The sequence below is a fragment of the Gilliamella sp. X-57 genome, assembly GCF_057063565.1.
This window is the reverse complement of the sequence record NZ_JBXSQI010000001.1, coordinates 196,781-223,738: the sequence shown is the minus strand read 5'-3', so window position 1 is coordinate 223,738 and position 26,958 is coordinate 196,781. Positions and strand designations below refer to the sequence as shown.

The 26,958-nt window shown below is 37.0% G+C and carries 24 protein-coding genes, 1 tRNA gene and 2 pseudogenes; 12 read left to right on the top strand and 15 right to left on the bottom strand.

The features are described from left to right. Nucleotides 1–29: 29 nt before the first annotated feature. The 4 genes from ACYIAL_RS01025 to tusA all read left to right on the top strand — a co-directional run bounded on the left by ACYIAL_RS01025 (nt 30) and on the right by tusA (nt 2,848). Entirely contained in the window at nt 30–335 is a 306-nt protein-coding gene (locus ACYIAL_RS01025) for a hypothetical protein (protein WP_174795887.1), read from the top strand. Further along, complete coding sequence (locus ACYIAL_RS01020) at nt 328–1,665, top strand: secretin N-terminal domain-containing protein (protein WP_483750720.1); 1,338 nt, start codon at nt 328–330, stop codon at nt 1,663–1,665. Before ACYIAL_RS01025 ends, ACYIAL_RS01020 begins: the two co-directional genes overlap by 8 nt. 120 nt (nt 1,666–1,785) lie before the next feature. Continuing rightward, on the top strand, nt 1,786–2,592 hold the full coding sequence (locus ACYIAL_RS01015; RefSeq protein WP_065638731.1) for a Cof-type HAD-IIB family hydrolase: 807 nt from the start codon (nt 1,786–1,788) through the stop codon (nt 2,590–2,592). Between the two features lie 19 nt (nt 2,593–2,611). Further along, entirely contained in the window at nt 2,612–2,848 is a 237-nt protein-coding gene (gene tusA / locus ACYIAL_RS01010; RefSeq protein ID WP_174795889.1) for a sulfurtransferase TusA, read from the top strand. Between the two features lie 46 nt (nt 2,849–2,894). Here tusA and ACYIAL_RS01005 read toward each other — a convergent pair whose 3' ends face one another. Continuing rightward, nucleotides 2,895–3,299 (bottom strand): protein YgfX, encoded by a 405-nt coding sequence (locus tag ACYIAL_RS01005; RefSeq protein WP_174795890.1) that lies wholly within the window; start codon nt 3,297–3,299, stop codon nt 2,895–2,897. 255 nt (nt 3,300–3,554) lie between these two features. Between ACYIAL_RS01005 and ACYIAL_RS01000 the strand changes: the two genes are divergently transcribed. The 8 genes from ACYIAL_RS01000 (at nt 3,555) to ACYIAL_RS00965 (ending at nt 13,644) form a co-directional block, all read left to right on the top strand. After that, the gene (locus tag ACYIAL_RS01000) at nt 3,555–6,086 is read left to right on the top strand and encodes a PBP1A family penicillin-binding protein (RefSeq protein ID WP_483750754.1); all 2,532 of its coding nucleotides are present in this window, start codon (nt 3,555–3,557) and stop codon (nt 6,084–6,086) included. A 14-nt stretch (nt 6,087–6,100) separates the two neighbouring features. Further along, complete coding sequence (rsmD, locus tag ACYIAL_RS00995) at nt 6,101–6,664, top strand: 16S rRNA (guanine(966)-N(2))-methyltransferase RsmD (protein WP_483747158.1); 564 nt, start codon at nt 6,101–6,103, stop codon at nt 6,662–6,664. After that, nucleotides 6,664–6,921 (top strand): DUF1145 domain-containing protein, encoded by a 258-nt coding sequence (locus tag ACYIAL_RS00990; protein WP_174795892.1) that lies wholly within the window; start codon nt 6,664–6,666, stop codon nt 6,919–6,921. Before rsmD ends, ACYIAL_RS00990 begins: the two co-directional genes overlap by 1 nt. Nucleotides 6,922–6,992: 71 nt before the next feature. Continuing rightward, a tRNA-Gly gene (locus ACYIAL_RS00985) sits at nt 6,993–7,068 on the top strand. A gap of 341 nt (nt 7,069–7,409) precedes the next feature. After that, nucleotides 7,410–8,912: a hypothetical protein gene (locus tag ACYIAL_RS00980; protein WP_483750719.1), complete on the top strand. Its 1,503-nt coding sequence runs from the start codon at nt 7,410–7,412 to the stop codon at nt 8,910–8,912. A gap of 1,007 nt (nt 8,913–9,919) precedes the next feature. Then, complete coding sequence (locus ACYIAL_RS00975) at nt 9,920–10,837, top strand: hypothetical protein (RefSeq protein WP_483750718.1); 918 nt, start codon at nt 9,920–9,922, stop codon at nt 10,835–10,837. A gap of 807 nt (nt 10,838–11,644) precedes the next feature. Next, nucleotides 11,645–12,508, top strand: a complete 864-nt coding sequence (locus ACYIAL_RS00970) for an RNA ligase family protein (protein WP_483750717.1) — start codon at nt 11,645–11,647, stop codon at nt 12,506–12,508. Further along, the gene (locus ACYIAL_RS00965) at nt 12,505–13,644 is read left to right on the top strand and encodes an AAA family ATPase (RefSeq protein ID WP_483750716.1); all 1,140 of its coding nucleotides are present in this window, start codon (nt 12,505–12,507) and stop codon (nt 13,642–13,644) included. The genes ACYIAL_RS00970 and ACYIAL_RS00965 overlap by 4 nt, the downstream gene beginning before the upstream one ends. Nucleotides 13,645–13,790: 146 nt before the next feature. On the opposite strand, the gene citG is transcribed toward ACYIAL_RS00965, so the two are convergent. The 14 genes and pseudogenes from citG to mlaF all read right to left on the bottom strand — a co-directional run bounded on the left by citG (nt 13,791) and on the right by mlaF (nt 26,810). Then, on the bottom strand, nt 13,791–14,684 hold the full coding sequence (citG, locus tag ACYIAL_RS00960) for a triphosphoribosyl-dephospho-CoA synthase CitG (RefSeq protein WP_483750715.1): 894 nt from the start codon (nt 14,682–14,684) through the stop codon (nt 13,791–13,793). Nucleotides 14,685–14,785: 101 nt separating this feature from the next. Continuing rightward, a pseudogene (locus ACYIAL_RS00955) lies at nt 14,786–16,330 on the bottom strand (DNA translocase FtsK); the annotation flags it as partial. 909 nt (nt 16,331–17,239) lie between these two features. Further along, nucleotides 17,240–17,776: pseudogene (locus tag ACYIAL_RS00950) on the bottom strand (DNA translocase FtsK 4TM domain-containing protein); the annotation flags it as partial. Nucleotides 17,777–17,878: 102 nt separating this feature from the next. Beyond that, a complete protein-coding gene (locus ACYIAL_RS00945) occupies nt 17,879–18,403 on the bottom strand; it encodes a gamma carbonic anhydrase family protein (protein ID WP_174795899.1) in 525 nt (174 codons plus the stop codon). 5 nt (nt 18,404–18,408) lie between these two features. Beyond that, complete coding sequence (locus ACYIAL_RS00940; protein ID WP_483750714.1) at nt 18,409–19,650, bottom strand: Bcr/CflA family multidrug efflux MFS transporter; 1,242 nt, start codon at nt 19,648–19,650, stop codon at nt 18,409–18,411. 133 nt (nt 19,651–19,783) lie between these two features. Next, nucleotides 19,784–20,473: a 16S rRNA pseudouridine(516) synthase RsuA gene (rsuA, locus tag ACYIAL_RS00935; RefSeq protein WP_174795900.1), complete on the bottom strand. Its 690-nt coding sequence runs from the start codon at nt 20,471–20,473 to the stop codon at nt 19,784–19,786. Nucleotides 20,474–20,494: 21 nt separating this feature from the next. Then, nucleotides 20,495–21,226 (bottom strand): class I SAM-dependent methyltransferase, encoded by a 732-nt coding sequence (locus ACYIAL_RS00930; RefSeq protein ID WP_483750713.1) that lies wholly within the window; start codon nt 21,224–21,226, stop codon nt 20,495–20,497. After that, nucleotides 21,213–23,240, bottom strand: coding sequence for an oligopeptidase A (prlC, locus tag ACYIAL_RS00925; RefSeq protein WP_483750712.1), 2,028 nt, complete (start codon nt 23,238–23,240; stop codon nt 21,213–21,215). Before prlC ends, ACYIAL_RS00930 begins: the two co-directional genes overlap by 14 nt. 95 nt (nt 23,241–23,335) lie before the next feature. Continuing rightward, a complete protein-coding gene (gene ibaG, locus ACYIAL_RS00920; protein WP_174795903.1) occupies nt 23,336–23,593 on the bottom strand; it encodes a BolA family iron metabolism protein IbaG in 258 nt (85 codons plus the stop codon). A 90-nt stretch (nt 23,594–23,683) separates the two neighbouring features. After that, the gene (locus tag ACYIAL_RS00915; protein WP_483750711.1) at nt 23,684–23,956 is read right to left on the bottom strand and encodes an STAS domain-containing protein; all 273 of its coding nucleotides are present in this window, start codon (nt 23,954–23,956) and stop codon (nt 23,684–23,686) included. 6 nt (nt 23,957–23,962) lie between these two features. After that, the gene (gene mlaC / locus ACYIAL_RS00910; RefSeq protein ID WP_483750710.1) at nt 23,963–24,607 is read right to left on the bottom strand and encodes a phospholipid-binding protein MlaC; all 645 of its coding nucleotides are present in this window, start codon (nt 24,605–24,607) and stop codon (nt 23,963–23,965) included. A 9-nt stretch (nt 24,608–24,616) separates the two neighbouring features. Next, entirely contained in the window at nt 24,617–25,201 is a 585-nt protein-coding gene (gene mlaD / locus ACYIAL_RS00905; protein WP_483750709.1) for an outer membrane lipid asymmetry maintenance protein MlaD, read from the bottom strand. Between the two features lie 11 nt (nt 25,202–25,212). Then, nucleotides 25,213–25,992 carry a lipid asymmetry maintenance ABC transporter permease subunit MlaE gene (gene mlaE, locus ACYIAL_RS00900; RefSeq protein ID WP_483750708.1) on the bottom strand — a complete coding sequence of 260 codons (780 nt, stop codon included), beginning with the start codon at nt 25,990–25,992 and terminating at the stop codon, nt 25,213–25,215. Further along, nucleotides 25,992–26,810 (bottom strand): phospholipid ABC transporter ATP-binding protein MlaF, encoded by an 819-nt coding sequence (gene mlaF, locus ACYIAL_RS00895; RefSeq protein WP_483750707.1) that lies wholly within the window; start codon nt 26,808–26,810, stop codon nt 25,992–25,994. The genes mlaE and mlaF overlap by 1 nt, the downstream gene beginning before the upstream one ends. Between the last annotated feature and the right edge of the window lie 148 nt (nt 26,811–26,958).

Below are 26,958 nucleotides of genomic sequence, written 5' to 3'. Positions count from 1 at the left end.
GTGTTATCTGTTTTGAGCTAAAGGCTAGTATGCTTTTAGATCGAGATCCTTTTCAACAAAATTATTCAGTTTCTTGTAGTGAGCAGACAGCGTTACTGCTTGAACAAATTCAAGTTTGGCATTTTAAGGGGCTTATGAAACAAATTGATCAACAGTATCAGCAAATTTGGTTAGCATCAGATAATCAGTGGCTAGCAATAACCGATAATACAGTGCCAAATGTTTTGTTTCCTTGGTCTGTGCAATCTTTACTAAATGATAAAATTATGTGGCAAGCCGATTTACCTGATTATTGCCATAATACTGTGTCATGGACAATGTCGTTAAATGAATAATAAAAATTCCACAAATCAAGCGTATCAATGGCTCAATCAAAATATTGGCAGATTAATTAGTGCCAAAATAAGTTTGTTTGTCCCGATAGTTTTTGTATTCATAACAATTGGTATAAATGCTGCTTATGCAAATATAAATCAATCTTCAAATGTCGAACAGCAAAAAAATATCTCAATGACATTTTATCAAACGGATATTGCAATTATCTTACAAGCATTAGCCGATAGTCAGCAGATGAATTTAGTTATGTCAGACGATTTGTCAATAAAACAAACTATCAAGCTTAACAATGTTGATTGGCACAAAGCGCTAAAGATCATATTAGACTCAGCAAATTTACAAGCGGAAATTGACGATAATATTTTGTTCGTTTCTAAAGCGATAGATCCTGAAGTTTTATTATATAAACAACAATTAGAACAAAAAGAAAAAGAGCTAAAGCAACCGCTTAATTCGGTATCTATAGCTGTTAATCATGCCGATCCAACAACCTTAATCGAAACAATTCAACAACAAGGATTATTATCAGAACGAGGTAAAGTTGCTCTTGATAAACGGACAAATTCACTGATCATTACCGATTTACCTAAACAATTTACTCATATCGAAAAATTAGTTAAAACACTTGATAAACCTATGCCTCAAGTGCATATTTCAGCGCACATTGTTACCATGAGTGATGAAAGTATGTCTGAGTTGGGGATTAAATGGGGATATTCAGGAAAATCATCGCAATTATTAGATAAATTTGATATAGGGCTTGGTACTAGTCATCCGACTACAACTGTTGGTTTTAATTTGGCTAAACTATCAGGTAGTTTACTCAATTTAGAGTTATCTGCGCTTGAATCTGAAAATCAGCTCGAAATTATTGCTAGCCCGAATTTACTCACAGCTAATCAAAATATGGCTTCGATAAAACAAGGTACTGAAATCCCTTACGAGGTTGCGAGTGGTGGTAATGGCGCCACATCTATTGAATTTAAACCCGCCGTGTTGGGATTAGAAGTTACACCTAAAATATTATCTGATAATCAGATGATTTTAGATTTACACATTACGCAAAATACGGCTGGCCGTTCAATAAAACGTAGCGATGGCGGTGAAGCGCTAGCAATTGATACGCAAGAAATCAAAACACAAGTCCAAATAAAAAATGGCGAGACAGTAGTATTAGGAGGCATATTTCAACAAGTTACCACCAACGGTCAACGAAAAGTTCCTAGTGCAGGCGACGTGCCAATTATTGGAAATTTATTTAAACACAACAGCAAAAAACAACAAAAACGTGAGTTAGTTATTTTTATTACGCCACAATTGGTTGAGTAAATGTCAACAGAGTTGTATCATATCTTAGCTTGTTTTAGCCTTTGCTTTGATAAGTAATGCTTGTTTTAAAGTATATTATTTTAGTCGTCATTATTACCATTTATTATAAAAGTAGAGAATATTATGCATGTTGTTGCTTCTGATTTAGACGGTACTTTATTAACTCCTGAACATAGCTTATCGCCTTACACGAAACAAGTTCTTCAAGCGCTTCGTAACAAGGGAATCCATTTTGTTTTTGCAACTGGTAGACACCACATTGATGTCGCTCAAATGCGAGAAAATATGGAAATTGATGCTTTTATGATAACGTCAAATGGCGCAAGAGTACATGATAGCCAAGGCCATTTAGTTTTTAGCCAAAGTATTGAACCATCACTTGCGAGCGAAATAGCTAAAATGAGTATGGAAGATCCTTTAGTTTATACTCATTTATATCGTGGTGATGAGTGGTTAATTAATAAAGAAGATACATATTCATTAGAATTTTATCGAGACACGCAGTTTACTTATCAATTATTTAATCCACTTGATTTCGATACTAACGATATTGCTAAAATTTATTTTACTACCACGGATAATGCACTTTATCCACATTTGGTTCAGCTAAAAAATCGACTAGATGCAAAATTTGGCAATAAAATTAGCGTTGCTTTTTCTACTTTAAATTGCCTAGAAGTGATGGCCGAAAATGTGTCTAAAGGAAGTGCATTAAAAAAAGTGGTTGAAAAACTAGGTTACAGTTTAAAAGAGAGTATTGCTTTTGGTGATGGCATGAATGACTACGAAATGCTAAAAGTGGCTGGTAAAGGCTGTATAATGCAAAACGGTAGCTCGGAGTTAAAGGAATTGTTACCCGAATTAGAGGTAATCGGCTCAAATGCGCAAGACGCCGTGCCTCATTACTTAAGTAAACTATTTTTATAATTATCAAATATATCTAAAAATGAATATAATTATCGACAAAGAACTCAATACGCTTGGATTGCGTTGCCCTGAACCGATTATGCTAATAAGAAAAGCCATTCGAGAACTTGCCATAGGGCAAGTTCTTTATGTCATTGCTGATGATTTTGCTACAACTCGCGATGTCCCTAGCTTTTGCCGCCATATGGATCACGAATTACTGTCATCGCAAATAGAATCCCAACCCTATCAGTATTGGATTAAAAAATCGCATTAGTTTAACCACTTTTTTGGCAAAATTTTCAAGAAAGTAGGTGTTTGCGTTAAGTGAATTCAATTTGTTTTAAGTAAAAACGTAATGTTCGCCAGTCATTAGGTTGCAGATTATCAACCATTAACAAAAGCGTACAGCGTTTACCGTCATGTCGAGATTTTAAATTCAAGATAATAACATAACGAAATATCAGCGGTTTATACATTAAGTACCAGCGTTGTTTGTACCAATATATTTGATTGATATAGTGAAATAGCGCAAATTCGTTTTTAATGGTTTTGAAATAACAGATACTACGCCACCATTCTATTATTAATAATATTATAATAATAAAGGTATAAGAATTTAAGGATGTGTTAGCAAACATGACTAGACAAAGCATCATTAGCACGGAATAAAAAAGGGTTGAAATTAGTAATTGCAGCTTTGATATGCTGAGTTTTATGCTCCACATAATGCTTACTCTAATTAGTGAAAATATAATTATTTCATGATTTTGTTAAAAATTGCTTAAAATAAAGTTAAATATGGGAGATAATACACACAATTTGGGTGTGATTTAATGGATAAGAGATCAATCATTAGCATTTTCCTTTAATGTTTATGTGAAGTCCTTACCAAAAGATAGGTTAACTAAATTTGGCGCAGAGAGAACTCTGAAGCCATTATTTTTGCCTTAAAATTTAGATAGGAAAAATTTGTGATATTAATTAGAGTGTTAAAAATTCTTCTAAAATTACTCATTGGTTTATTTCTTTGTGGCTTAATTATTGGCATTGCTGGTTATGCTCATTATTCTAAAGATCTACCAGATGTTACTACATTAAAAGATGTTCGATTACAGACGCCAATGCAAGTATTAAGTAAAGATGGTGAGTTAATTGCTATTTTTGGTGAACGGCGTCGAACCCCATTGAAATATGACGAAATTCCACCAATGGTTGTTAATGCCGTCATTGCAACAGAAGATGCTCGTTTTCATGAACATTTTGGCATTGACCCTATTGGTATTGTTCGGGCAATGTATATCGGTTTAAAACATAAAGGATTTTCTCAAGGTGGTAGTACCATCACTCAACAAGTCGCTAAGAACTTTTTCTTAACACCTGAAAAAAGCATATCGCGTAAAGCCAAAGAAATTATTTTGGCTATTCGTATGGAAAAAGAACTATCGAAAGAAGAAATCATGGCATTGTATCTTAACATGATTAACTTCGGTTCTAGAGCATACGGCGTTGCCGCTGCATCTTATACTTTTTTTGGTAAAACTCCCGATCAGTTAACCATTGATGAAGCCGCTTTATTAGCCGGTTTACCAAATGCACCATCAGCTTACAATCCAATTTCTCATCCAGATCGTGCATTAACTAGACGTAATTGGGTATTAGGACGTATGTTAGATCAATCCTATATCACTCAAGCTGAATATAATGAGGCGATTAAAAAGCCGCTTAGCGCCAGCTATCATTCACCACAAATCGAGTTTTCAGCGCCTTATGTAGCGGAAATGGCACGTCAATTTATGTACGATAAATTTGGCGAAAATGCCTATACAGATGGCTATAAAGTTTATACAACTATTTCGAAAACGGATCAAATAGCCGCAACAGAAACGGTGCAAAAACATATTATTGATTATGATATCAGACATGGTTATCGTGGCGCTGAAAAAGTATTATGGCAACCGAATGAAACCCCATGGGATCTTGAGCAAATCAAGCAAACCATTGATAAATATATGTGTTATAACGGCATGTGTCCAGCTGTTGTTATGACCTCAGCAGATAAAGAAGCAACAGCGGTATTATCTGATAAAAGCAGTATTACTATTACATACCCAAACATGAAATGGGCTCGTCCATTTATTAGTGATACAAGACAAGGTGCGTTTCCTAAAAAAGTATCTGATACTCTTAAATCAGGACAACTTATTTGGGTTAAAAAAACGGGCGATAATTGGGAATTAGCACAAATTCCAGCTGTCAATGCCGCACTGGTATCACTTGATTCAGACAATGGGGCAATCAAAGCAATTGTAGGCGGTTATGATTTTAATTTGAGTAAATTTAACCGAGCAACGCAAGCACTGCGGCAATTAGGTTCAAATATTAAACCATTTATTTATACTTCAACCTTAGAACACGGTTTAACGATGGCAACACTGCTCAATGATGCACCCATTGTCCGTTCTACAGGGAGTGCAACATGGCGCCCTAAAAACTCACCACCAACCTATGCAGGACCACTACGCTTAAGAATCGGGTTAGGAATGTCTAAAAATGTAATGATGGTAAGGGCTTTGCGTGCCGTTGGTATAGATTATGCGGCAGATTATTTAGAACGTTTTGGATTCCCAAAAGAGAATATTTCACATAACGAATCGTTAGCGTTAGGTTCGGCTTCGTTTACTCCCCTGCAAGTGGCAAGAGCGTATTCTGTTATCACTAACGGAGGTTATTTAATTACACCATACTTAATTGAAAAGATAGAATACAATAGTGGTACTGGTACCATTTATCAACATCAACCGATGATTGCTTGTCACAATTGTGTTGACGATGATGTCATTGTTGGCTCAACACCGATATCACTTGATAATGTTGAAAATGAATCAAATGAATCAGATAATGAAGAACCTGAACAAGCCAACCTTAAATCTGATGATGATATCGTGTTACCTGATATAAATATTGATAACAAAACAATTGATGTCACACCAAAATATGCACCGCATACGGTAAATAGTGGCATTGCATTTATTATGAAAGATGGTCTTCGTTCAATTGTTTTTGGTGGTTCAGATTGGCAGGGTACGGCATGGCGCGTAAAAGCGTTGGGTAGAAAAGATGTCGGTGGAAAAACAGGGACTACTAACTCATCTAAAGACGTTTGGTTTTCTGGATTTGGTGGCAATATTGTCACAACTGTGTGGATGGGATTTGACGATCACCGTCGTGATTTAGGTCGAACTTTCCGAGCCGAAGCAGGGGCGGTAACTGCAAATCCAGTGTGGGTTGATTATATGAAAGTTGCCCTAAAAGATGTACCGGTAATAGAAGATGTCAAACCTGAAAATGTGATTTCTGTGACTATCGATCAAAAAACGGGGTTATTACCTCAATCTGGCTCTAGAACTATGTCAGAGTACTTTATAAAAGGTACCGAGCCAACGACTTATGCAACTCAAGAAGTGGGCACAAAGGTAACAGATTCAGAAGGTAATACTTCTGAGCTATTCTGATATAAGGATTTGAGATGAATGGTTCAATAAGAATTATTGGTGGAAAATGGCGTGGGCGTAAATTGTCGGTACTTGACAAACAAGGGTTGCGCCCAACCACAGATCGTATCAAAGAAACTCTGTATAACTGGTTAATGCCAGTTATACACGATAGCAATTGTTTAGACTGTTTTTCAGGGAGTGGTTCGTTAGGTTTTGAAGCAGCATCAAGAGGGGCCCAAAGTGTTACCTTACTTGAAAAAGATAAACAAGTTGTGCAACTACTCAACAAAAACAAACAGCTTATTGCTAGCGATACAATCGACATTTATCATACCGATACACTACAATGGCTAAACAAGCCTGCTATAAAACAATTTGATATTGTATTTATCGACCCGCCATTCCATCATGCATTGGTGGCAAAAACGGTTAGCGAGCTTGAGAATAATAACTGGCTAAAACCGTCAGCTTATATTTATATTGAAACAGAAATAGGTCATAATCTAACAACTTATATTCCAACTCACTGGCATTTACATCGCGAAAAAACGGCCGGACAAGTTCACAGTTATCTATTTATACGAGAAGGCAATTAATGTTCATATTTATAGGAAAAGTCTTGTATTCATTGGTATGGTTATTTTTAGTATTTAACCTTATCTATCCTTATCCACACCCTGCCAATGTAGTGGCTAATATCGGTTTAATTGCGTTTACGGTTATCCATGGTTTACAAGCGTGGATGTTACACTCAACCATGACAAATCAAGAAAAACAACAAGACAAATTTAAAGTCTTACGTTTGTTTTTATTTGGTGTTTTTGAATCACTTAGTTGGAAAGATAAAAAATAACAATAAAAATGGTTGCTAGATACAAAAATTTTTGTATAATGCTCACCACTTCTTTCGAAGTGCCTCAATAAGCGGGAATAGCTCAGTTGGTAGAGCACGACCTTGCCAAGGTCGGGGTCGCGAGTTCGAACCTCGTTTCCCGCTCCAATATAGCCTATGTAAATTACTAGAACTTTCAAAAAAGTGAAATAGAATCGCAGTATTATTTTCTCAAATAGCTAAAAATAGACAAATCAAAAATAATTTTTATCCTAAAACGCATAGTTCCCTGAAATTTTTTAACAATAATTTCCGGCTGTTTGCTAAAAAATAGCATTATTCAAAGTTGTTCATAAGCAATCTTAGTAAATTTTTTTAATAAAAATGATGGTCAATTTTTTTTACAACGCTATACTCACAAAAAGGAAAAATTAATTCAGCTTATTTTAAAAGCGAGTAATTGTAAAAAAGATAAATAAAACAGAGAAATAATTGATAGGTGAAATGTTATGGAGAGACAGGTTAAACACCAACTGCCCTATATCCAAAATTTACCAAATAAACAAGTTAGACGGAGGGGCGTACTCACCTCATGTTTATCATCGAAATTATTATTAAAATTCATAGCGCAGTTGGCACCGTTATTGTTATTGCCATATTCATTGGACTTACAGGCATTGTCCGCCAAAACCACCGATATAATTCAAGGTACAGCGCCGTATTTTACGTTTGATAGTGGTAAAACCAAAGTGACAACAACAGAAGATTTACTTAGTATCTGGTTATCGGATGGTACTCAAATCACACCATCAAACAATCCCTCAACCCCCACGAACCCAATCAACTTACCCAATGCAGGAGATACTCTTGCTGATATTGATATGATGATACCAGTATCAACAAATTTCATATTGTTAAGTGACTTAGTAACACATTATAACTATTGGGGTGATGATGATGGTGATGGATTGGGCACAAAAGGGGTCATCGCAACAGGTAGTTTATCAATTAGGATTACTGATAAAAATAACCGAGAAATTAACCGCAGTGATGCTTTAGATATTTGCAAAGCGCCTTATAAAATGGAGTTAAACAACATACCGGGCCGTTTAAGCACGCAATACGGTGTACCAAGTCACAGTATTTTTGACTATGGCACGGTAACGTATTACATCAATCCAAATTTACCGCCTACAGTCTGCTATGCTAGGCCGAATCTACGATATGGCACAGGCGGCTTTAAAGGGCCTGACTCCATATGGGATTCAGATAAAGGTTTTATCCCGCAATCAACCAATCCCACATTATACGGCAGTAACTTCCCGACCACGGGAGCTGATGGCTTATATTTTGATTTAGACATAAGGGGCGTTGATACAAATCAATTGACTTGGGAACCCGTCACGCATGAGGGAATAACCGCCACAGTAACAAGGACAACAGCTAACGATAATTGGATTCCTAACTATCCAGAAGTAGTAACACGAGTCACTTTAACTGGTCCAGAAGCAAGAGCACAAAAGGATAATGTCAATCCTAGTCGAATTAGCAAGCCCAATTTACCACAGACATTTGAATTAGTAGGTAGAGATAGTGATGGTAATGCAGTCGTAAAATATGGATTTGTATTACGGAAGTGGTTCATCAACCGAGGGGATAAAAGCGATACCGCATCTAATCAAGTAGCATGGTGTCGTAGTTTAGGTTATCGTCTCGCACAGGTCAAGGACCTGACTAACGCAGTTTGTTCTGATGTGAACGTTGGCAACTATTGTCAAGATGCCGTCGGGGCTACACCATCAGCTAGTGATAATTTTTATCAGCGTCAAATGGGTGCTGGATTTTTAACGGAGTGGGGTGAAATATTAGATTACGCGGATATAGATTTCACCCTGTGGTACTGGACAAGTGATACAACAGGAAACCTTCAGTTCTATGTGGGGTTAATGGGCGGTGGTGTGGGCAGCTATAATCCAAGTTACCATTACTCAGGGTTTTGCATCACGCCTTAGTTTTTATTTTTAGTTTTTAATCCTTGGCGAAAGGGCACAATTAAAGGATGTAGTCCTAGCGGGAGATGTCGATTTTCCGCGTAAAAAGTAAGCTATATTAACCTTTGGGTGTTATGGAGATTGATATTTTTTCTATAAAAACAGATTGGGTATAACATTGATTTTATTTTTTTGTTTTTTAGTAAAATAAGGTAGTTATAGGGTAGCTTTGCGATGATATTTTTCCATACCTTACCAAGTGCTGACAACTTAGGCAAGTGAGCAAGTCAAACATGAATATTTGGTGTGGTTATGTTTGTCCGGAACAAACCAAAGTAGGAGTATAAAGACCTAACCGCATCAAAAAGCCTTTAATCAAAACATACAACTCCAAAATTACCCCACAAACAATTGATTTTATTAAAAAAACATCAAGTAAAAAGTTTAATAAAATCAATTTTCTATCTCGGCAATTTTGCAGATAAAAATACACCTATATTTCACAACATTCAAAAGTCAATACAGTCATTAATCTGGCGTCAGAATGTGACAGCAACGGAGATAGGTTAGCACGTCAAACTGGGATGTTTAGCTCAACGTTATCACCGATATTAATAATTCCACCAAAGGTTAAAAGGCACGAAACTTAATACTATATTTTAATTAAAAAATTACCATCGCTTTAAAGTTGAATCGTTTCCATCTTCACATTTCTTTACAAAAAAATGCGCTTAAAAACTAGCCAGATGTTTTTTAAGCGGTTATACTTTTATCACTATAGTACAACAAGCTTATTAAATAAGCGAATAATTATGAAAATTCAAATAAAACAAAACATTGCTTGACAGGTGAACCATAATGCATTATCATTTTAGACACCAGACACCAGACACCAGCACTGGCAAACCTATGTCTTAAATTTATCAAATAATCCTATTCGACGAGTTTTTACACAAAACTTATTTATATCTTCGAAATTATCGCTCAAATCACCTAAAACAGCTTTGCTAGTATTAGCATTGTTATTATTGTCATCTTCATCGAATTTACAGGCATTGAATGGTAAAATAGCTCGAGCGGATAATCGTAGTGATGCGATAATTTTACCTTCAACGGTAGTTGCAGTTATTGATTATGTAAGGCCGAGTGTATATTTGGGTAACGGCAAATATACAGGCTCAGTTGACATATGGGCTCCTAATAAAGGCTTCTTAGTTCAATCAACCAATCCTGAATCATACAACCTAAATTTCCCGACCACGGGTGCGCATAATTTATATTTTGATTTACTCATAACAGGAGATGTAGAACAATTGACATGGGAGCCTGTCACGCATGAGGGAATCACCGCGACAGTGACAAATGTTGTAGCTAATGATAAGTTGATTCCTGATGAGGATAGGGGACAAGTTGTAGCACGTGTTAGGCTAACAGGTCCAGAGGCAAGCAATCAATGGGATAATCCGAATCCTAGCCGAATAGCTAAGCCATGGTTACCGCAGAAGTTTGAGTTAGTGGGTAGAGATATATATGGCGGTGAGGTAGTAAAATATGGATTTGTATTAAGGCAGTGGTTCGTCAATCGTGGTGATCAATTTAAAGCTTATAGTGACCATTTAGCATGGTGTAATAGTTTGGGTTATCGCATGCCGAGGATAAGGGATTTAACCAATGCGAAATGTGGTACACATAGTTTGTTCCCATGTATAAATGGCGTAGATGGCGCCAAGCCATCGTCATTAATTAGTTATTACAAGCGTCACATAGGCGCTGGCTTTTTCACGGAGTGGGGCCCCATGGACCCCTACACTGATGCGGGCTTCTTCCGATACAGCTACTGGACGAGCGATATAGGTGGCCACCGATACGTTGTCCACTCGATCCTCGGCTTCGTCAACGGCACCATTGCCTCCCACCCCCGCTATGGCCTTTGCACCGCACCTTAGCTTTTAGCGTTAATCCTTAGGGCGCGGGGGCACTTCTGGTGCAAATAGAGGCAATCTAACAAAGAACCCAGCCCCCGCTCAGTTGGACGCTGAGCAGGTATGACTGTGTTAATGACTGAAAGTCAAAAAACGCTCCCGTCCGACTACGCATAGGCATGGTTGGCATTAAAAGGGTAAGTTTTAAAGGTATTTTGTTCGGTAATGTTTCGGATGTTGACTCTAGCGTTATTTATTTTCCCAAAGGTTAAAACGTCCGAAACTTAACCGTATCCCCATAGTCTTTACTTAAATACAAAATCCCCAAAAAACGGACTATAAATATTTAATTTTATTAAAAATAATTAGCAATAATTTAATAAAATTAATTGAATATCTAAGCTGTTTTATAGAAAAACATTCCAATTTTTCACAACACCTAAAGGAGAATATAGTCATTAATCTAGCATTAGAATAAGCCCAGAGCGGGTAAAGAGTTGTTGCAAAAATAGTTGGATAGCATTTTGGTTTTATTTGTATTTTTTGCAAAAAACAAATAATTTATAATTAGTTATTTCCATAAATGGTTATTTATTATAATTAAACTTGACAAAGCATGAGCAACTGTTGATAATAGCGCCGTTTTTTTAACCTGAATTTTTTGTTATAGCGAGGTGGCAAAATGCCTGTAGTTAACACTTTATCTTAATGCCGACTTGGTATCTTCTATCATATTGTCTTTTGCTTAGTATTATCTAAGCCCCTTCGTTGCAATTCAATCTATAGATTTTTGCCTTGTCGGTTTTCCCTTATTTTTTTGGAGAAAACATTATGACAATGGAATCTTATATTCAAAATTTAGAATTAATTAAATATCCACGGACACCGCATCTAGAAAGCTCACGCCTACAGGTTGGTGATAGTGAACATGGACAACGTCCTTATAAGCAATTAACTGGTCAATATATCGTTATTGAAGAAAAACTTGACGGTGCAAACTGTGCTATTAGTTTTTCAGCTAGTGGTGAGCTGTTGCTTCAATCTCGAGGACATTACTTAATAGGTGGTTCACGAGAACGCCAATTTAACCTTTTAAAGCACTGGGCTTGCGTGCATGAATATTGGTTACTTGAGCGTTTAGAAGATCGCTATATCCTTTATGGTGAATGGTTACACAAAAAACATGCTATTTTTTATGATGCTTTACCGCACTATTTTTGTGAGTTTGATATTTGGGATAGACAACAAAACTGTTTTTTATCTACCCTAAAGCGACATCAATTATTAGCTGGTGGTCCAGTTTTATCGGTGCCTGTGCTATTTGCAGGGATTGCACCTTCTAAATTGAGCGATTTATTGGCGTTAGTCAGACCATCTTTGGCTAAAACCGCTAATTGGCGTACTTGCTTTGAGCAAATCGTGATGCGTGAAAAGCTTGACTTAAGCAAAGCTTGGCAACAATGCGATAACTCTGACTTGATGGAAGGGTTATATCTTAAAATCGAATCGGAAGAACAAACCATTGACCGCTTAAAATGGGTGAGACATGATTTTGTTCAGGCGATTTTAGATGCAGGGCAACATCATAGTGAACAGCCTTTTATTCCAAACCAATTAGCTCAAGGTGTTGAGTTATATACACCTCAATTAACAGTGAATTGGAATAATGGATGCCTAAACGGAGGTAAATTATGAATTACCAAGTACTAAAACAACAAATAGCAAGTACGTTGGCAACTGATGATTTTAGCCCATGGTTAACCTGTATTCCTGAGTTGAATAGTTTGATAATAACGCCACAAGATCCTTTGCATCATGGTGAGGGGAATGTTTGGGTGCATACGCAAATGGTTGTGCGTGCATTATTAACGCAAGAAGAGTTTACCAATGCAACAGAAGATGAGCAGTTTGTATTATTTATGACTGCTTTATTGCATGATATTGCGAAGCCAGAAACCACCGTCATAGATGAGTTGACAGGTAAAATCACACAACCAAGGCATTCCAAAAAAGGCGAAATTCGTAGTCGTATATTATTATGGCGAATGGGGGTGCCATTTGATTTGCGGGAACAAATCTGCCGAATCATTAGTGTACATCAAGTGCCTTTTTTTGCTTTAAGTGATGGCGGAAGAAATAAATCACCCGAATATTTAATTCACCGCTTATCGTGGCAACTGCCTATTTGGATGTTATGTCTGCAAGCTAAAGCCGATATGGAAGGTCGTATTTGTGCTGATAAACGCCGAGCGCTTGATGAAGTTGAACTCTTTAAGCAATTGGCGCTTGAAGAAGGGTGTTTATATCACCCTCGCCAATTTGTTGATGATTATACTCGGGTTCAATATTTTCGAGGTAGTAATGTATTACCCGATTATGCGTTATATCCCCAAGTAGGATCTAAGGTGATTATGCTGGCTGGTTTACCTGCATCGGGTAAAAATAGTTGGGTAAATAAACACTATCCAACATGGCCGATTGCTTCTTATGATGATGCTAGAGCTGAATTAAAGCTAAAGCATGGTGAAAATGAAGGCTTAGTCATACAATTTGTTTTAGCAAAGGTAAAACAGTGGTTAAGAACTAAGCAATCTTTTATTTGGAATGCAACACACTTATCGCAGGAGATGCGCCAAAAAGCACTCGATTTGCTTTATGCTTATCATGCGGATGTGGAAATTGTTTATCTTGAGCAACCTGAAAAGGAGTTGTATCGTCGTAATTCAGCACGCGATACTACCTTGCCAAATAAAACGATTCAGCGGTTATTAAATAAATGGGAAGTTCCATTACCGACTGAAGCCCATAAGGTGAGCTATTTAATCAATTAATAATTGTTAGTCATCTTTGTTAATATTAAATAGGGGCTTGATATCAAAGCCCCTTGATTTGTCGAATAGCTACATTAACTATTCAATTCTACTTATGTTTATGGCTTTTCGATATCCAATAAAGGCGATTTTTTTATTGGTTTATCTTATTTATTATATTGAGACAAAAACCAAGTGATCGCAATTAAATCGGCCGAACCACCGGGGCTTAAATTGCGTTTTATTAATTCGGTATCAAGTTGATACAAATTTTCCCGTACTTTGGGATTCATTATGCCACCTTGTTTGATGAATTTTTTCGCTTGTTCTTGCACAAAAAACAAGCCATCAAGGCCACCTCGTGAAACCAGATTAGTATCTTGATTAAAAGCAAGTAAATATAACATCGCCTGTAATAAGCAAGTTTCTTCATCATAGCCACTGTTTTGCATTTCTTGATAGATAGGTAGTGAAATGTTTCGAACTGTTGCATAACCTGATTCAGCTTCGCCACGTGCGCCAGATAAGTGATGACGTTTAAATAGCTTTTCGCCTATCGAATTAGCTTGGTTATTTTGCTGTAGTTCGCTTTGAACTATGCCTTGGCAAATTGTTGAAACTTGCTCACAGATGCTTTGTGCATGGGTGGGTAAGCTAAGTTGTTCTAATCGGCCAATTGCACCCAATAGTAATCCAAAAGCAAATATGCCACCTTTATGGGTATTAACTTGATTGGTGGCTTGGAACATGGCTTGTTCACACTCAATACCAATCGGTCTGATTCCTGCTAAAAATAGTTTGTTATCGTGTAAAGCGGATGCTTTGCCATATTGATAAAAACGTTCAAACCAGTTGCTAATGGCGCTGATACTGTGGACAAAGGTTTGAAAATTCATGTCGCGGTGGGCGCCACTGTTATTCATGTCAACTAATCCCGGCTTAGGTGATAGGCAAATTTCTTTAATTAATGCTTGGGTTGCTAATTGTGCAGGTAAGCATCGATTGGAGTCATTATTGAGTTTTAGTTCTAATAATGCTATTTGCTGATAATAAGCGTTCATTATTATTTGTTACCTATTGGGGATGATAGTTATTCTGTTGTGCGCTGTAATGGCGTAATAAACCAATCCATTGTTTTAAATGGCTTGGTTTATTATAAGGATTAATAATCACTATGCGTTGATACCGCAAGTACTTCCCGATTACCGTTGTGGCTTGGGGCGCTAATAATGCCTTCTACTTCCATCTGTTCCACAATGCGGGCAGCTCGGTTATAGCCAATTCTAAATTTGCGTTGTACGCTAGAAATTGACGCTCTTCGTGTTTCAACAACAAAAGCGACAACTTGATCAAATAATGGATCGAGCTCTTCACTCAACATATCTGCGTTACCGTTTTCACTTTCGTCGGTTGCTACAGTGACATTTTCGATATATTTTGGTGTGCCACGTGCTTTCCAATCTTGTACAACGGCGTGCACTTCTTCATCACGGACAAAGGCACCGTGAACGCGAATTGGAATGGAACTATTAGGGGCTAAATAAAGCATATCCCCCATACCAAGTAGTGATTCAGCGCCCATTTGATCTAAAATGGTACGCGAGTCAATTTTACTTGATACTGTAAAGGCAATGCGTGTTGGAATATTCGCTTTGATTAAGCCGGTAATAACATCAACCGATGGGCGCTGTGTCGCTAATACCAAGTGAATACCAGCCGCCCGTGCTTTTTGAGCAAGCCGTGCAATTAACTCTTCTACTTTTTTACCAACGGCCATAATAAGGTCAGCAAACTCATCAACCATAACCACAATGTACGGTAATTTTTCTAGTGTCGGCATGTTAAGATCCATGCTGTCTGTTGGTTTCCAAAGTGGATCGGGAATAGGCCTGCCCATTTGTTCTGCCAGTTTGATTTTTTCGTTATAACCGGCAATATTACGAACCCCTAACGCCGACATGAGTCGATAGCGTCGTTCCATTTCGTTAACACACCAATTAAGCGCATTGGCAGCATCTTTCATATCGGTTACCACTTGGGTTAATAAGTGTGGTATCCCTTCATAAATAGATAGCTCAAGCATTTTCGGGTCAATCATAATAAATCTGACATCTTCAGGCTGTGATTTATACAAAATACTTAAAATCATTGCATTAACGCCGACAGATTTACCTGAACCTGTCGTACCGGCAACTAATAGATGTGGCATCTTTGCCAAATCAGCAACCACCGATTGTCCAGCGATATCTTTCCCTAATACTATCGTTAGTGGTGATTGCGCTTCTTTAAACTGTGGACTATCTAAGACTTCTCTAAAATAGACCGTTTGGCGATTTTTATTGGGTAATTCAATGCCAACATAAGGCTTACCTGGAATGACTTCGACCACACGTACTGATGGCATGGATAGTGAACGCGCTAAATCACGGTCTAGCGTTGAAATTCGTGCGGCTTTAATACCTGGTGCCAGTTCAATTTCAAAACGAGTAATCACTGGCCCCGGCAAATAATCAACCACTTTAGCTTTAACCCGGTAATCCGACAAACTTTTTTCAATTAGTTCAGACATGGCATTTAAAGCGACATGATCGATTTCGATTCGCGCTGTCGGTGGCGCGGTTAGCAAGTTTAGCGACGGCAAAGGTGTAGTTGGTTTAGGTAATGGTTTATCATTACGTCGTAATAATGGATGAATTAAGCTTTCTTCGTCGCTTTCATTGGAATAATTTTGAATATCTTCAACGCGATCTTCTTCTGGGTAGATATCGTCAATGATTGGATTGGCCTTTTTTAGCGCTTCGGTATCAATATATTCTAGCTGTTCTACATCTGCTACTTTTACTTCGGTTTCAGTTTCTGTATCAGCTATGTTTGCAATGTTAGCTAGGTTTTCTGTATCTGTAATAATCTCAGGCTCTTGGATAAATGACTGCTTAGATTCAATTATTTCAATTTTTGCAACATCTATAGTTGGTTCCAAGGATGTTTGTTCATGAGTAAATTTAATTTCAGGCTCGTTATGTACCAAAGTAAACAAGGGTTTACTTGGCGCATCAGAAATAGTGTATTTATCTGGCTCTCCAAATGATAATTTTTCTGCTGATTTTTGCGTTTGTATTACCTGTTTTATTTGCTCCATTGATGAAGACAATGCTTGTTCTTGATCTGGTGTGGCTTTGTCCGCATTTATGTTTTGAATAATCGATTCAAGGCGAGATAAAATTTCGTCTGGATTAAGTTCATTTCTTGGCGGATTGTCAATTGTTTGCGAGGTTATGGTTGACGATGGTAATTGAACGTCTTCGCGCGATGACCCGATTAATTCAGCGGTAGTTTTGATTGAAATTTCTTCATTGTCAGTCGATTCGGTAGTATTTGATGACTGCTCTTGTGATGCGTCATTGCTTGGGATAGTGGTTGATGTTTGAACGATATGGGGATTATCATCTTTGGTATCAAAAGGTATGGTAAATTGAGGCTCTTTTGTATCCTCATTGGACGGTACTATTGTTTTTTCTTGCTTTGAATCAGGTTGTGCAAGTTTATTTGTGATGCGAGGTTTCATTAACCACCTAATAGGTAACAGTAAAATCATGACAAAAGCACCTAATTTTTCAATTATATTGAGCCATGATAATCCAGTTAATAATGTGACACAGGCTAAACAAGTTGCAAGAAGAATCAATGATAAAGCAAAACTATTTATAATAGGTAAAAGGCTTTCAATGACTATCGCACCAAGATACCCCCCCGCTTCAAACTGTTCAGAATCGCGGATATTTAAAGCAAAAAATCCAGTCGCACTAAATATGAATGCTAAAATCCCAATAATCCGAAATGAAAGACTAAAGTAGTTAATAGGATCATTCGCATGTTTATAAAAATAAACGCTTAATTGTAAACAGATAAAAACAGCAATGAAAGGTAAGCTATAAGCAATAAAACCTAAAAATTGAAAAAGAATATCGCTGGCATATGCACCAATATAACCACCAAAATTACTAATCGGAGAGTGCCAAGCCGTACGAGACCAACCAGGATCAGACGGATCGTAACTGAACTGTGATAAAAATAAACAAACAGATAAACCGATTATTATGAGTAGAATAAATTGATTAATAATCTGTTTTCTTGTAATTTTGGGCTTTTTCAAACAAGTACCTAAAAACTATTGCTAATAAAATTGCTGGCATTTTATCATAAATTGTGCCTGCTCACAGAGGCAATAGCATCGAAAACACAATTTATTGTTGGGTTATTCTGTTATGGGAAATAGGGTTGAATTAAATCTGATACCATTTTGTACATATCGTTGCGCATTAGTAATATTGGCAGTAATTTCAGCCTCGGTCAATTTACGGATAATTTTAGCGGGCGATCCCATAATTAAACAACCTTCTTCATAAGGTATAGTGTGTGTTACTAGCGAGTTGGCGCCAACAAGACAATTTTTTGCAATTTTGGCATTGTTTAATATAGTACTACCCATGCCAATTAATACATTATCTGCAATTGTGCAGCTATGTAGGATTACATTATGTCCAATTGTGACATTTTCGCCGATAATGCAAGGAATATCAGTTTCAATATGGATAGTAGTGTTATCTTGTACGTTACTATTTTTGCCAATACGTATGGGGGCTATATCACCCCGTAAAACAGCGTTAAACCAAATAGATACGCCTTCTTGTAATACAACATCACCAATGATATCGGCAGATTTTGCAATAAAACAATTTGGATGAATTTGTGGATATAAATCGCCTAGTTGATAAATCATAATGATCACCTTTTGCTGTTTTTGACACTCAAAAATAAGCTAACAGAAAGAAAATTACATAACACCATAGAGCCAACCATTAACCACTCTGTTGTATTATCGATCGTTATGGTTGTAGCGGTATGCGTTGCTACCAATGTTGATAATAATATTCCTAATGCACCCGCGACAGCGAATCGAATTGTACCCGCAAGAGAAGACGCCGTGCCAGCAATATGCGGGTAAAAATCTAAAACGACGGCCATGCTATTGCCTCCAATGGTTGACATACAACCAATATAACCAGCAACACAAGCAACAAGATAGGCAAATCCCAAATTAAATACTGTGACGAGCATCAGCCCTATTGCCATAATAAATTGGAGCAAAAGACCGAGCCGCATCATTTTTATAGCGCCAACATGTTTAACAAATCGACTATTTAATGTATTCATGAAAACCATCACTATGATATTGAACGCAAAGTAGTAACCAAAATTAATTGATGCAACACCATGCAGATTCATATAAACAAAAGGCCCTAAACTTAAAAATGAAAACAATCCCGCACCAGAAAACGCACCTATCATCATATAAGTTAATACTTGTCTATGGCGAAATAGTGTAATGAAATTACTTAATATACGCATTAAACTGAATTTATCTCGTTTTGCTTTGGCTAGTGTTTCAGGAATCAATGTAATGACTAGAACAAAACAGGTCAAAGCAATTAGGCTAATAGTGTAGAAATTGGCTTGCCAATTAAACCAATATAAAATAAAACCACCAATAATTGGTGCTAATAACGGTGCAACATTGGATATCAGCATTACAAATGACATCATTTTAGAAAATTCATCACGGTCACGATAAATATCTTTCATTAACGCATTAATCACGATTGTTGTTGCCGCCGCTGCAATGCCATGAAAAAATCGAGCAGTGATTAATTGATTAATATTGGCCGCAATACCACAGTTTAACGCTGCAACTATAAAAATAATTAGACCAAAAATTAATACGTTACGCCGTCCATAACTGTCAGTGAGCGGTCCAAATAAAAGTTGACCAACAGAAAATCCTAATAAATAGCAGCTAATGGTTAACTGTACAGCCGAATCAGCTACATTAAAATCACGAGCGATAGTTGGCATACTTGGTAAATACATATCTATGGATAAAGGCATTAGCATAGAGAGTAATCCAAGAATAAAAATCAGTGCTTTTTTAGAAATTTTAAGATTAACTAAAGTATTTTGGAGTGGCACGTCGTACTTCCTTCAAATTGTATTCAAAATACGCATAACAAAATGCGTGACCATAAATGACACAAAATTATTTAAAAAATCTTTAATTATCTAAATGGAAAGTTGTGGCTAAGATCTCAGTAAATTATACCTATCAATTAAACGAGTCAATTTCATCTTGTGTAAGTGGTCGATATTCCCCTTCGGGTATATCTAGGATTACTTTGCCTATCTGTATGCGATGCAACGCAACAACATGATTATTGACTGCAGCAAACATGCGTTTAACTTGATGATATCTCCCTTCACTAATGGTTAATTCAGCGTGAAAATCATCGATAATATGTAATTTAGCGGGTTTAGTGAGTGATTTCTCACTTTTTAATTGAATGCCATTGTTAAATATATCAATCAGTTCAATGTCTAATGGTTGTTCAACCGTGACGGCATAGACTTTTTCACAATGATGTTTAGGTGAGGTAATTCGGTGTGACCATTTACCATCATCGGTCAGCAATACCAGTCCAGTCGTATCAAGATCAAGCCTGCCAGCTGCATGCAATTTTTCAGGCATCGGCTCATCAATAAAATAAAGAATAGTGGGATGGTCGGGATCATCGGTTGAACAAACATAACCTTGAGGCTTATTGAGCATGAAATAGCGTTGGCTGGTAACTTGTTCGATTTGATAACCATCATAATGAACAATCTGTTTTGGCGATAATTGATAAGCGCCTGATTTTATAATCTCACCATCAACAGTTACTTTTTTCGCTTTGAGTTCTTTGGTGACAATTGTACGACTGGCGCCTAAGTGATGAGCAAGAAATTTATCTAATCGCATAATTTAAAACATGTTCCTGTATTACTTTAAAGGTGTATATATATCAAAACGGTGATTTTTAGTTTTTATTTCAGCCGTTGGTTTTTGATTAGCTAAAAACGGTGCATAATCGGGTCTTTTGACCACAACCCGTTTTTGGGCTAATTTTCTTGCTGGCTCTAATAAGCTATCTGCATCATTATCACTACCAACCAGTTGTTGAAAAATGCGCATCTCTTTTTTGACAAGTGCACTTTTTTGACGATGTGGAAACATGGGATCGAGATAAATCACATCGGGTTTTTCTGGGTAAGTACTTAATCCCTCAATGCTTGAATGATAAATTAAACGTAAATGCTGCTCAAGCCAACTACCAATGTGGGGATCTTGATAGGCACGCTGTAAACCATCTTCTAATAATGCAGCAACGACAGGGTGCCGCTCAAACATAGTGACATGACAACCGATAGATGCTAAAACAAAGGAATCTCGACCAAGCCCAGCTGTGGTATCAACAACTGTTGGTAAATACTCACCTTTTACCCCGACTGCTTTAGCAATTGCTTCACCACGACCACCACCAAATTGACGACGATGAGCCATTGCCCCTGAAACGAAATTAACACATATCGAACCTAATTTTGCTTCGTCAGTTTTTTGTAACTCAAGTTGATTGTTTTGGGTAATCAGAGTGAACGGTAAATCGGCATGTGCCGATAACCACTGCTCAGCTAATAATTTTAGCTGAGCTAAGTTAGGACTAGTGGATACCATAATGACGAAGTAATGCTTCAAGTTGAGGTTCGCGGCCTCGGAAATTTTTAAATAGTGTCATTGGTTCATCGCTACCGCCTTGCGATAAAATGTTATCAAGAAAGGCATTACCGGTTTTAGCGTTGAAGATGCCTTCTTCTTCAAAACGTGAAAATGCATCAGCAGATAATACTTCTGCCCATAAATAGCTGTAATAACCTGCAGCATAACCACCAGCAAATATATGACTAAATGCATGCGGGAATCGACCCCATTCAACAGTAGGCACAACAGCGACTTGCTTTCTTACTTCGGCTAATGTGTTTAAAATATCTGGATCTTTTTGTGTATGTAATTTAAAGTCAAAAAGACCAAATTCCAATTGGCGTAAAATAAATAGCGCGGCTTGGTAGTTTTTAGCATCTAGCATTTTTTCTAACATTTCTGCTGGCAGTGGTTCGCCGGTTTGATAATGTCCTGATATAAATGCAAGCGCTTCGGGTTGCCAACACCAGTTTTCTAAGAATTGACTAGGTAATTCAACCGCATCCCAAGGTACACCATTAATACCTGCGACAGATGAAGTATCAATTTCGGTTAACATGTGGTGTAAACCATGACCAAATTCATGAAATAGGGTTGTGACTTCATCGTGCGTAAATAGCGCTGGTTTGTCGCCAACCGGGCGATTAAAGTTACAGGTTAAATAGGCAACCGGTTTTTGTACATGTCCGTCAGCAAAACGCATACGACCAATACAATCATCCATCCAAGCGCCACCACGCTTGTGCTCACGTGCATATAAATCAAGATAGAAGCTACCTTTTAATTCACCGTTAGCGGCAAACAGATCATAAAATTTTACTTCAGGATCCCAAACTTCAACGCCTTGTCGTTCTTTGGCTGTAATACCAAAGATGCGGTGTACTACCTCAAATAAACCACTAATTACTCTTTGCTGTGGAAAATAAGGTCGCAACTCTTCATCGTTAATGGTGTACAAGTACTGTTTTTGTTTTTCACTATAATAAGCCACATCCCATGGCTTGATATCACTAGCACCAAAAAACTCATAAGCATAACGTTTAAGTTCAGCAAGCTCCTTTTCGCCTTGAGGTTTAGCTTTAGTTGCTAAATTGGTTAAAAATTCGATGACTTGCGAGGTGGATTCAGCCATTTTTGTTGCAAGTGATTTATCTGCATAGGTATTGAAGCCTAGTAATTGTGCAAGCTCATTACGTAGTGTTAAGATTTGTTTGATGATCTCTGTATTATCCCACTTACCAGCATGGGGGCCTTGATCTGATGCACGAGTAGTATAGGCTTGATAAAGTTCAAATCGTAGATCACGGTTATCACAATAAGTCATAACAGGAAGGTAACTTGGCATATCTAAAGTCAGTAACCAACCTTCTTCGCCTTTTATTTTGGCTTGTTCTTGAGCAGCAGCAAGCGCACTTTCAGGCATGCCAGAGAGTTCTTTTATATCAGTAATTAGTTTTGACCAACCCATGGTCGCATCAAGCACATTATTGCTATATTTTGAGGATAATTCTGATAATTTTGCGACAATTTCACCGTAGCGTTTTTGTTTATCATCAGGTAAACCAATTCCAGATAATTCAAAATCACGTAATGCATTATCAATAACTTTTTTCTGTGCTTTGCTTAACGTCGCATATTGTTCGCTTTCTTTGAGTTGTTTATAGGCTTGATATAAAGGTTTATGTTGTCCAACCCATGTGCTGTATTCAGATAATAATGGCAGACAAGCTTCATAAGCTTCACGTAATTCAGGGCTATTTTTAACTGAATTAAGATGGCTAACTGGCGACCAAGCTCGACCAAATTTTTCGTCCATTTCATCAATTGGTTGGATTAAGTTATCCCAAGTGTATTGGCTATTTTGTTTTAGTGCTGTTTCAATTGTATTTCTGCAGTTTTTTAAAGTTTCTTGTATAGCAGGCAAAACATGCTCGGGCTTAATTTGTGAAAAGAGTGGTAATGGTGCATCTGTTAATAATGGATTAGTCATGTAGCGATACCTTTATACACATGGGTTGTCTATTGATAGAACATAATATGGTGGCAAATTCAGTTAATTCAAGAGAATGTCATGCTTGGGAAGCATTATAATCCCATCAATTTGCGTTCGCGCTGCCATTCAGTAGGGGTATAAGTTTTTATAGAAAGAGCATGGATACGGTTGTCATGGATGAATTCTGCCAAAGGGGCATAAATTGCTTGTTGTTTTTTTACGCGACTTAAATCGGCAAATAATTCACCGACAGCAATAACTTGAAAATGGCTACCATCGTCGGTCAAAACATGTACATCATCAAGCTCAAGTGAATTTTTTAATTTATTGATTATTTCTTCTTTATTCATTACTCATACTCATTATTAATGTAAATTATGGAAGTTATTTTTGTTAAAAAGTTTCAGGTAACTATGCGTTTTAGTATAAAACCTAACTTTTTAAACATTGATCACAGGTTGTAGATCATACAAGGTAATTAATGTTTGTAGCTGAGGATTAATACTTTTGAGCTTTACATCATATTTATTGCAAAAATAAATCAACGTCGCGAGCCCTGAAGAATCAACTCGAGTAAGTTGCCCTACATCAATGTATTTGACACTGTTTAAAATGGTGTTTTGTGTTGACCATAAATCGTTTAAAGAGTGAACATCAAGTTCACCCTGTAAACATAATATATCTTGTAGTTGTTCTGTTTTGATTCGCGACATTATCGACTAACCTTTTTGTTTAGCATTTGGATCAATATTGCGATTTGAAAGATCAGTTAATTGCTTAGTTAATGCATCAATACCGTTTTGACGTAAAATAGTTGACCATTCATTTTGTTTAGTGGTGATCATGCTTACACCTTCAGCAACTAAATCATAAGCTTTCCATTCGCCAGTGACAGAGTTTTTACGCCATTGAAAATCAATACGCAATGGTTGTTGATTTTTATCCGGTTGATTTAATAAAACACGAATAGAAATAAGTGTTTTGCCAGTTAAATCTTTTGGCGATTCAACTTGATAGGTTTGACCATTATACATAGATAATGCTTGAGCGAAAGCTTGTACCAGATAGTTTTCAAAAGCCGTAAAATAAGCTGTACGTTGTGCTTCTGTTGCACTTTTATAATAATTACCTAAAATCAATGCGCCAGCATATTTGACTTGTACATAAGGTAATAGATCCGATTTTACAATCTCTTTGAGTTTGTTAGGATTTGATTTTAATGCTGCGGATTGTGCATTCATGGTGCTAAAAATCTTATCAGCAGCAACTTGCATCTCTTTATAGGGATCGTTTTCAGCAAAGGCTGTAGCACTAAACATTAAAACTAATACTAAAAAAACGGCTTGTTTGAATTTGGTTAACATAGTCACTCCTTACTTTTCGTTTGTATCTTGCGTATCTTGTTTTTTATCTTTATCAGTCGAACCCCCAGCACTATAAAGGAACTGACCAATTAAGTCTTCAATAACCATAGCGGGTTTAGTGTTGTATATTACAAAACCGTCGTGAAAATAGGCTGGTTCATGCTGATCTATTGGCAAACTATTGTTTATACCTTCGCTATCTAATGAATCAAGCTCCATTTCAGTATTTTTGTCAAGTCCAAAGTTGATATCAATAAATTGTTCGCCTAATAAACCCGATGTTTTAATTGAGAGAGAACTTGAGCTTGGAATTTGATTGTATTGCGCATCAATATCCATTGTCACATAGGGTTTATACACATCAAGATCTGATGATTTTAGCGTTATATTGCTTACTCGACCAATCACAACGCCACCAATTTTGATAGGAGAACGTGCTTTTAATCCCCCAATATTATCAAATACAGCATAAACTCGATAGGAATTATGGCTAGCAAATGATGTTGGATCGGTTACTTTAAAACATAAAAATAGCACTGAACAAATGACCAGCACCATAAATAATCCTACTGTAATTTCGATTTTACGACTCATGTTTAATGACCTCAATGACTAAACATTAATGCGGTTAAAATAAAATCTAACCCCAAAATAACTAATGATGAATAAACAACAGTGCTTGTTGTTGCTCGACTAATTCCTTCTGATGTTGGCACACAATCATACCCATTAAAAAGTGCAATCCAAGTGCTAGCGATGGCAAATGCAAAGCTTTTGACAAAACAGTTTCCTAAATCATGCCACCAATCAACATTGCTTTGAATAGATGACCAAAAAAAGCCCGCATCAATACCTTTCCAATCAACGCCAACAAGCGCACCACCTAAAATGCCAACTGTGACAAAAATTGCAGTTAAAAACGGCATACTAAAAAATCCAGCCCAAAAACGCGGAGCGATAATACGCCGTAATGGATCAATTGCCATCATTTCCATACTTGATAACTGTTCAGTTGCTTTCATTAAGCCGATTTCGGCTGTTAAAGCAGAGCCTGCACGCCCAGCAAACAGTAAACCTGCGACAACAGGCCCTAATTCGCGAAGTAGGGCTAGCGCAACCATCATCCCAAGGCTTGCTTCGGCTCCAAAGGTAGTCAGAATAAAATAACCTTGCAGAGCCAAAACCATGCCTATAAAAAGACCAGAAACAATAATAATAGTGAGAGATTGTACTCCAACAAAATAAAATTGCTTAATGAGTAATGGAAATTGTTTATTAAATTGTGGCTTACCAATCAATGCCCCAAACAGCATAACACCTGAACGACCAATCATCGCAATGATATTGATAAACCATTGCCCTAATTTTGCCAGTAAATTCAACATTATTTTATACCTCTGCTTAGGTCTAATCGGTAATCATCAGCAGGATAATGAAAAGGAACTGGTCCATCAGCCAAACCGTCAAGGAACTGTTTAACGCGTAAATCGTTATTATCACGCAGTTGCTGTGGTGTACCGCCTGCAATAATATGCTGTTCAGCTACAATATAAGCATGATCTGCAATACTGAGTACTTCGCTCACATCATGGCTCACAACAATGCAGGTTAATCCTAATGATTGGTTAATTTCAGATATCAGCTTAACAATTACGCCCATTGAGATAGGATCTTGTCCTGCAAAGGGTTCGTCAAACATAATTAGATCGGGATCAAGCGCAATAGCTCTAGCTAAAGCGGCTCGCCTTGCCATACCACCAGATAGTTCGGCTGGCATCATTTGAGCTGCGCCCCGTAAGCCAACCGCTTGTAATTTCATTAACACTAAATTGTGCAATACAGGTTCAGGTAGGTTAAGGTGTTCACGTAATGGATAGGCTACATTGTCAAATACCGTTAGATCACTAAATAATGCACCAGATTGAAATAACATGCTCATGCGTTTACGTACTTCATATAATCTTGAACGTGACATGCTGGGCACATCTTCACCATCAAATAAAATTTTTCCTGATTGCGGTTTTAATTGTCCACCAATTAGGCGTAATAAGGTGGTTTTACCAATGCCAGATGGTCCCATAATTGCCGTGACTTTTCCTTTTGGGACATTCAGATTCATATTTTTATAAATAGGTCTTGTTCCACGATAAAAAGACATATCATGGATTTCAACCAAATTCTGCTGTAATGCCTTGCCCACCATTATTTCCTATACTACTAAAATTATAATTGTGCCTATTTTACTTGATATTTGTAAATAAAGAAATCAATTAAACGCATCGCCAATTTGTGAATAGTTTGTAAATAAATAATTTTTATACTTTAAATATTATATGAAAACATATAATCAA

What these genes read in the sequence shown, in the direction of transcription:
- ACYIAL_RS01025 (WP_174795887.1), top strand. Translation starts at nt 30, where the DNA reads ATGCTTTTAGATCGAGATCCTTTTCAACAAAATTATTCAGTTTCTTGT.
- ACYIAL_RS01020 (WP_483750720.1), top strand. Translation starts at nt 328, where the DNA reads ATGAATAATAAAAATTCCACAAATCAAGCGTATCAATGGCTCAATCAA.
- tusA (WP_174795889.1), top strand. Translation starts at nt 2,612, where the DNA reads ATGAATATAATTATCGACAAAGAACTCAATACGCTTGGATTGCGTTGC.
- ACYIAL_RS01005 (WP_174795890.1), bottom strand. Translation starts at nt 3,299, where the DNA reads ATGTGGAGCATAAAACTCAGCATATCAAAGCTGCAATTACTAATTTCA.
- rsmD (WP_483747158.1), top strand. Translation starts at nt 6,101, where the DNA reads ATGAATGGTTCAATAAGAATTATTGGTGGAAAATGGCGTGGGCGTAAA.
- ACYIAL_RS00990 (WP_174795892.1), top strand. Translation starts at nt 6,664, where the DNA reads ATGTTCATATTTATAGGAAAAGTCTTGTATTCATTGGTATGGTTATTT.
- ACYIAL_RS00980 (WP_483750719.1), top strand. Translation starts at nt 7,410, where the DNA reads ATGGAGAGACAGGTTAAACACCAACTGCCCTATATCCAAAATTTACCA.
- ACYIAL_RS00970 (WP_483750717.1), top strand. Translation starts at nt 11,645, where the DNA reads ATGACAATGGAATCTTATATTCAAAATTTAGAATTAATTAAATATCCA.
- ACYIAL_RS00965 (WP_483750716.1), top strand. Translation starts at nt 12,505, where the DNA reads ATGAATTACCAAGTACTAAAACAACAAATAGCAAGTACGTTGGCAACT.
- citG (WP_483750715.1), bottom strand. Translation starts at nt 14,684, where the DNA reads ATGAACGCTTATTATCAGCAAATAGCATTATTAGAACTAAAACTCAAT.
- ACYIAL_RS00945 (WP_174795899.1), bottom strand. Translation starts at nt 18,403, where the DNA reads ATGATTTATCAACTAGGCGATTTATATCCACAAATTCATCCAAATTGT.
- rsuA (WP_174795900.1), bottom strand. Translation starts at nt 20,473, where the DNA reads ATGCGATTAGATAAATTTCTTGCTCATCACTTAGGCGCCAGTCGTACA.
- ACYIAL_RS00930 (WP_483750713.1), bottom strand. Translation starts at nt 21,226, where the DNA reads ATGGTATCCACTAGTCCTAACTTAGCTCAGCTAAAATTATTAGCTGAG.
- prlC (WP_483750712.1), bottom strand. Translation starts at nt 23,240, where the DNA reads ATGACTAATCCATTATTAACAGATGCACCATTACCACTCTTTTCACAA.
- ibaG (WP_174795903.1), bottom strand. Translation starts at nt 23,593, where the DNA reads ATGAATAAAGAAGAAATAATCAATAAATTAAAAAATTCACTTGAGCTT.
- ACYIAL_RS00915 (WP_483750711.1), bottom strand. Translation starts at nt 23,956, where the DNA reads ATGTCGCGAATCAAAACAGAACAACTACAAGATATATTATGTTTACAG.
- mlaC (WP_483750710.1), bottom strand. Translation starts at nt 24,607, where the DNA reads ATGTTAACCAAATTCAAACAAGCCGTTTTTTTAGTATTAGTTTTAATG.
- mlaD (WP_483750709.1), bottom strand. Translation starts at nt 25,201, where the DNA reads ATGAGTCGTAAAATCGAAATTACAGTAGGATTATTTATGGTGCTGGTC.
- mlaE (WP_483750708.1), bottom strand. Translation starts at nt 25,992, where the DNA reads ATGTTGAATTTACTGGCAAAATTAGGGCAATGGTTTATCAATATCATT.
- mlaF (WP_483750707.1), bottom strand. Translation starts at nt 26,810, where the DNA reads ATGGTGGGCAAGGCATTACAGCAGAATTTGGTTGAAATCCATGATATG.